This window comes from Acidithiobacillus sp. TH-A35 (genome assembly GCF_057473505.1).
On sequence record NZ_JBYCKR010000205.1, the window covers coordinates 1 to 5105 of the forward strand.

The window sequence follows — 5105 nt, forward strand, 5'->3', positions numbered from 1 at the left end:
TGACTACGCCTTTGGCGGGAAACCCTTCGGGGGCGAAGAGATTGCGGCGCAGATCGATGCGGCGCAGACTTTCGGATCGGACGGATGGATGCTGTGGAACCCCCGTAATGTCTATACTACGGCAGGGCTTCCGCCAAAGTCGGCGCTGGTGGCAACGCTTCGCGAAGGCCACTGAGTGGATGGATCATCCATCACGCAGTAACACGGTCAGCGGCCCCCACCGACCGGGTATCGGTCCGCAGAACCGCAGGGATCCGTCATGGGCGGCGGATCCATGTTAATCAACGGCGCCAATTCCTGCAAAGCCTGCCAGTACACGCGGCGCTTGAAGGCAATGATTTCATTCACCGGCATCCAGTAATCCACCCAGCGCCAGTCCTCAAACTCCGGCTGCTGGGTGCGCAGATTGATTTCCGCCTCTTCGCCTTCAAAACGGAGTAAAAACCATATCTGCTTCTGCCCACGATAACGGCGCCGCGCGGCGCGATGTCGGGCGCAGGGCACTTCATAGCGCAGCCAGCCCCGCGTCCTGCCAAGAATACAGACCTTGGCGGTCCCGACCTCTTCTTCCAACTCGCGAAACATCGCCTGCTCCGGCGTTTCCGCATAATCGATACCGCCCTGGGGGAACTGCCAGGCATTTTCACCCCGGCGTTTGGCCCACAACACCTGATTGTATTCGTTACAAATGATCATGCCCACATTGGGGCGATAGCCGTCCGCGTCTATCATGTTCATCGTCTCTGCCGATGCGTTTATGCTGCAATATAGCACGCAGACGGGCCAGCGTCAGTCTACTCCAGCCCCAGCGTCATTCAGACCGTGTGCAGCAAATCCAGTGGATAGCGCTTGCCCGCCTGGTAATCGGCCATACAGCGCCGGACCATGACGCTGCGCATCTCCCCCCCACGCGCCGTCATCTCCTCCAGGGTCAGCCAGACCGGGCCGATGATGCCCGTATCCAGGGCACGGTGCATATCACGGGGGCCAAGGCGTCCACCGAAGGCGAAGCGCAGATAAGTCAGGTTTTTCGCAGGATATTCCCAGTGATAGATACCGGTCAGATATTCCGGCTGGAAGACGTAGCCCGTTTCCTCCAGGGTCTCGCGGACGACCGCATCCAACAGAGTTTCACCGGGGTCCCAGTGGCCGGCAGGCTGATTGAAGCAGCGCCGCCCATCCACCACCTCTTCTACGAGCAAAAAACGGCCGTTCTCCTCTACGACAGTGGCTACTGTCACATGCGGCGTCCAAATCATGGGCTTTTCTCCGTCATACGCTCTTTTTCCGTGAGTTCACGCCACTGGCCGGGAGGCAGATCGTCCAGCGCAAAAGGCCCGAAGGCCTGCCGATGCAGGGTCAGCACCAGATTATCCAGAGCGGCAAACATTCGGCGGACCTCGTGGTAACGCCCCTCCGTCAGGGTCAGCAGCACCTCGCGATCTGTCAGGCATTGCAACGCTGCAGGGCGACAGGGCGTGTCTTCGCCTTCCAGCATCAGGGTTCCTGCGGCCAGGATGTTCGCCGCATCAGCCCGCAATGGCGCCTGCAGAGTCACGCGATATACCCGGGGAATGGCACGGCGGGGGCTCGTCCAATGGTGCAGCCAGTCGCCGTCATCGGTGAGTAGCAGGACGCCACTGGTCTCCCGGTCAAGACGCCCGACACTGCTCAGCGACGGTCGCCGGTAGCGCCAACGCAAGGGAAAATCCTGATAAATGGTACGCGGATCATCGTGAGCACAAACCTTGCCCAAGGGTTTGTGATAGAGCAGATAGAGGGCATGGGGGTGATCAATGGGCTCTTCATCCACCCAGACCAGCGCCGCATCCACTTTGGCGGAGGCTTTGCGCAGCGGTTCCCCGGCTACTCGCACCCGCCCCTCGCGCACCAGATCACGCACTTCGGAGCGGCTGCAATATCCAAGACGGGACAATAAATGATCCATACGTTCGGCAGGTTTTTGCATAGGGTGCAGTTTAGCCTGCCGGACAGGCTGACGAAAAGCCGTTAAACCCCTATGATGTTGGAGTCACCAACAACGGAGTGCATCATGGCGACTGGATACATCCTCCCCCCGGAATGGACCCCGCAGCAAGCGGTACAACTCACCTGGCCGCACCCCGATACCGACTGGGCGCCACGGCTAGATGCAGTGTTATCGGTATTTGCCCGCATTGCCCGTGAGATCAGCTTCCGCGAAGACGTGCTCATTGCCTGCCATGACGCGGCCAGCGTCGAGGCCTGTAGGAAATATCTGCACCGCGCTGGTGCCGAGCTCGCGCGCTGCCATCTCCACACCGTCCCCAGCAATGACTCCTGGGCCCGCGATCACGGTCCCATCACCCTGCTGAACCCTGCTGGACAGAGCAAACTGATGGACTTCGCCTTCAATGCCTGGGGTCTCAAATTCCGCGCCGACCTGGATAATCAGATTACCCGCCACCTGCATGCCCAAGGGGCTTACGGAAACGCGGCACTGGAGATTTCCGGGATGGTTCTGGAGGGCGGCAGTATTGAAGTGAACGGCGCCGGCACCCTGCTGACTACCAGTGCCTGCCTGCTCTCGCCCAATCGCAATCCGCAATGGTCCACCGTGCAAATCGAGGACGCCCTCCGTACCCAGCTCGGCGTAGAACGCATCCTCTGGCTGCATAGCGGCCATCTGGAAGGCGACGACACGGATGCCCACATCGACACCCTCGCCCGCTTCTGCAACCCCCATACCATCGCCTACCAGAGTTGCGACGATCCCGACGACAGCCACTTCGCCCCGCTCCAGCAGATGGCCGCTGAACTCAGCGCTTTCCGCAACCGCGATGGCGAACCTTATCACCTGATTCCTTTACCCTGGGCACAAGCGCAATGGGACGAGGATGGCACCCGCCTGCCCCTGAGTTACGCCAACTTTCTCATCCTCAACGCCGCCCTTCTCCTGCCGACTTACGACGATCCCGCAGACATGGTGGCGCAGGAGCGCCTGCAACGCGCCTTTCCAGACCGGAAGGTGATCCCGGTCCCCTGCATTGAGCTGGCTCGCCAGCATGGCAGCCTGCACTGCGTAACCATGCAGTTACCGCGCTGAGACAAAGCATATGAGATATAATAGCATGTCATTGTATTGTTAAAAACATAGCGCTTATTCAGCGCCACCGGCCAACATGGCACCCACCGCCAGCGTCAGGACGTTGAAGGGGGAGAGGGCAGGAGATCGGCAGCGCAGCATTTTGGCTCCTGAGGCCACTTGGCAATGTTCCATGCGGCAAGTCACTGCCGCATATTATAATCACTTTTAAAAAAAGTTATATATTCAATAATCACACATCACGAGCATTAAGAGACTGTTTTATTTTTCATAATTTTCACATCGCGTTACATAAGAAAATACCGTCAACAGCGCTGGTATCCCATACCTGCCGGACAAACTCAGCGCTCTTTTGCCACCAAAATACTGCAGGGCAATTCCCGCAGAAGCGCCTTGGCGACTGACCCCTGCAGCCAGTGTCCCAAAGAAAAATGCGGAATATGCCCGATGATCAGCAGGTCGGCACCCGTTTGCAGTGCGTAACGGGCAATCTCTTCAGCCGGACTGCCCTCAGCCGTTTGAGTCACCACCCTCAGGCCCTCGGCACGAAGCTTACCCGCGCTATCCTCCAGACTACTGCGGATAGCGTTGCCTTCCTGCCCCAGCATATCCTCCGCTCCCGCCGCCTGACCAATGGCCATACCCCCAGTACTGACGATGACGCCGAAAAGATGCAATTCACCTTGACACAAACGAGCGAGCTCCCCGCCTTGGCTGAGCGCTGTTTCGCTCGACGGGCTGCTGTCGTAGGCCACCAGAATTTTCTGAAACATTTACCACCTCCCAAAAGGTCGCGCCGCACCACCCACGAGCCGAATCTCCCACCTACTCCACGACCACCGTCTGCTCCACCGCCGCGCCACGCTTAGGTGAGCGAATAATCAGCAGCAGCGGGAAAACCGCCAACGTCATCACCAGCATCAGCCAGAAATCATCGATATACGCAATCATCGTCGCCTGCCGGGTGATTTCTGTATTCAGCAGAAGCTGGCCCAAAGCATCATGGGGATTATAAAGACTGGCCACGGTCGGATTCTGAAAAGCCGGATTATGGTCATCAATGTGGGTGGTCAGCGCGGCATGAGCGATTTGCGTGTTACGGGTCAGCAAGGTCTCCACCAGAGAGATCCCGATACTGCTGCCGACATTACGCACCAGACTGTAAATCGCCGTGCCGTTAGCCCGCATTTCCGGGCTCAGGGTCGCAAAGGTGGCGGCACTCAGAGGCACAAAAACCAGACCAATCCCCAGCCCTTGCCAGACACCCGGCCAAATCACATCACCCTCACCGATCACCAGACTATAGCCCTGCATTTGCCAGAGGGAAAAGGCCGTGATTCCGAAACCGATGGCGAGTAGCAGCCGCAAGTCCACCTTGCCCACCAGTCGCCCGACAACGAGCATGGCCAGCATGGTGCCGAGGCCACTCGGTGCCGTCACCCAGCCCGCCGTCATCGCCGTATAGCCCATCAGATCCTGTAGCATGGTGGGGATCAACGCCCGCGACGCAAAAAGCACCAGTCCGACAATAAAGATGAAGAGCAGGCCGGTGACATAGTTGCGGTTGAGGATCAGCCGGTAATCAAAGAAGGAACGGTCAAAGGGTGTGCGCCAAGTATGATAGATGAAATATAAGGCCGCGAACCCGGCAATATAGGCTTCTATCCAGATTTCCACCGAAGCGAACCAGTTCTGCTCTTGCCCACGATCCAGCAACAACTGCAAGGCACCGATGGCCAGACTCAGGCTGACAAATCCCGCCATGTCAAAGTGCATCCGCCGCAGCACCGAATACCTGGGGAAGGACTTCCAGATTCCCGTAAACGCCATGATCCCCACCGGCACGTTGATGAAAAATACCCAGCGCCACCCCATGGTATCCGTCAGCCAACCGCCCAGGGTAGGACCGACGATGGGTCCAATCATCACCCCCATGCCCCACAAGGCCATGGCGGAACCCTGCTTTTCCCGGGGGTTGATGTCGAGCAGGACGGTTTGCGAAAGCGGCACCAGCGCCGCT

At 58.6% G+C, this 5105-nt stretch carries 7 protein-coding genes; 2 read left to right on the forward strand and 5 right to left on the reverse strand.

Translation table 11 applies throughout. The features are described from left to right. Positions 1-175, forward strand: a 175-nt coding sequence (locus AC2VNK_RS07100; protein WP_486883297.1) for a putative glycoside hydrolase, incomplete at its 5' end; no start/stop codon positions are given. Between the two features lie 32 nt (positions 176-207). Here the strand turns inward: AC2VNK_RS07100 and AC2VNK_RS07105 are convergent. The 3 genes from AC2VNK_RS07105 to AC2VNK_RS07115 all read right to left on the reverse strand — a co-directional run bounded on the left by AC2VNK_RS07105 (position 208) and on the right by AC2VNK_RS07115 (position 1969). Continuing rightward, positions 208-732, reverse strand: a complete 525-nt coding sequence (locus AC2VNK_RS07105; RefSeq protein ID WP_486883298.1) for an RNA pyrophosphohydrolase — start codon at positions 730-732, stop codon at positions 208-210. A gap of 83 nt (positions 733-815) precedes the next feature. Further along, a complete protein-coding gene (locus AC2VNK_RS07110) occupies positions 816-1259 on the reverse strand; it encodes an NUDIX hydrolase (protein WP_291521882.1) in 444 nt (147 codons plus the stop codon). After that, a complete protein-coding gene (locus tag AC2VNK_RS07115; protein WP_486883293.1) occupies positions 1256-1969 on the reverse strand; it encodes a pseudouridine synthase in 714 nt (237 codons plus the stop codon). Before AC2VNK_RS07115 ends, AC2VNK_RS07110 begins: the two co-directional genes overlap by 4 nt. An 84-nt stretch (positions 1970-2053) precedes the next feature. Between AC2VNK_RS07115 and AC2VNK_RS07120 the strand changes: the two genes are divergently transcribed. Then, entirely contained in the window at positions 2054-3085 is a 1032-nt protein-coding gene (locus AC2VNK_RS07120; RefSeq protein WP_486883294.1) for an agmatine deiminase family protein, read from the forward strand. A gap of 341 nt (positions 3086-3426) precedes the next feature. Here AC2VNK_RS07120 and AC2VNK_RS07125 read toward each other — a convergent pair whose 3' ends face one another. Both AC2VNK_RS07125 and AC2VNK_RS07130 read right to left on the reverse strand, forming a co-directional pair. Further along, a complete protein-coding gene (locus AC2VNK_RS07125; protein WP_486883295.1) occupies positions 3427-3858 on the reverse strand; it encodes a universal stress protein in 432 nt (143 codons plus the stop codon). 52 nt (positions 3859-3910) lie between these two features. Beyond that, a partial coding sequence (locus AC2VNK_RS07130) for a DHA2 family efflux MFS transporter permease subunit (protein WP_486883296.1) occupies positions 3911-5105 on the reverse strand: 1195 nt, incomplete at its 5' end.

What these genes read in the sequence shown, in the direction of transcription:
- AC2VNK_RS07105 (WP_486883298.1), bottom strand. Translation starts at nt 732, where the DNA reads ATGATAGACGCGGACGGCTATCGCCCCAATGTGGGCATGATCATTTGT.
- AC2VNK_RS07125 (WP_486883295.1), bottom strand. Translation starts at nt 3,858, where the DNA reads ATGTTTCAGAAAATTCTGGTGGCCTACGACAGCAGCCCGTCGAGCGAA.
- AC2VNK_RS07110 (WP_291521882.1), bottom strand. Translation starts at nt 1,259, where the DNA reads ATGATTTGGACGCCGCATGTGACAGTAGCCACTGTCGTAGAGGAGAAC.
- AC2VNK_RS07115 (WP_486883293.1), bottom strand. Translation starts at nt 1,969, where the DNA reads ATGCAAAAACCTGCCGAACGTATGGATCATTTATTGTCCCGTCTTGGA.
- AC2VNK_RS07120 (WP_486883294.1), top strand. Translation starts at nt 2,054, where the DNA reads ATGGCGACTGGATACATCCTCCCCCCGGAATGGACCCCGCAGCAAGCG.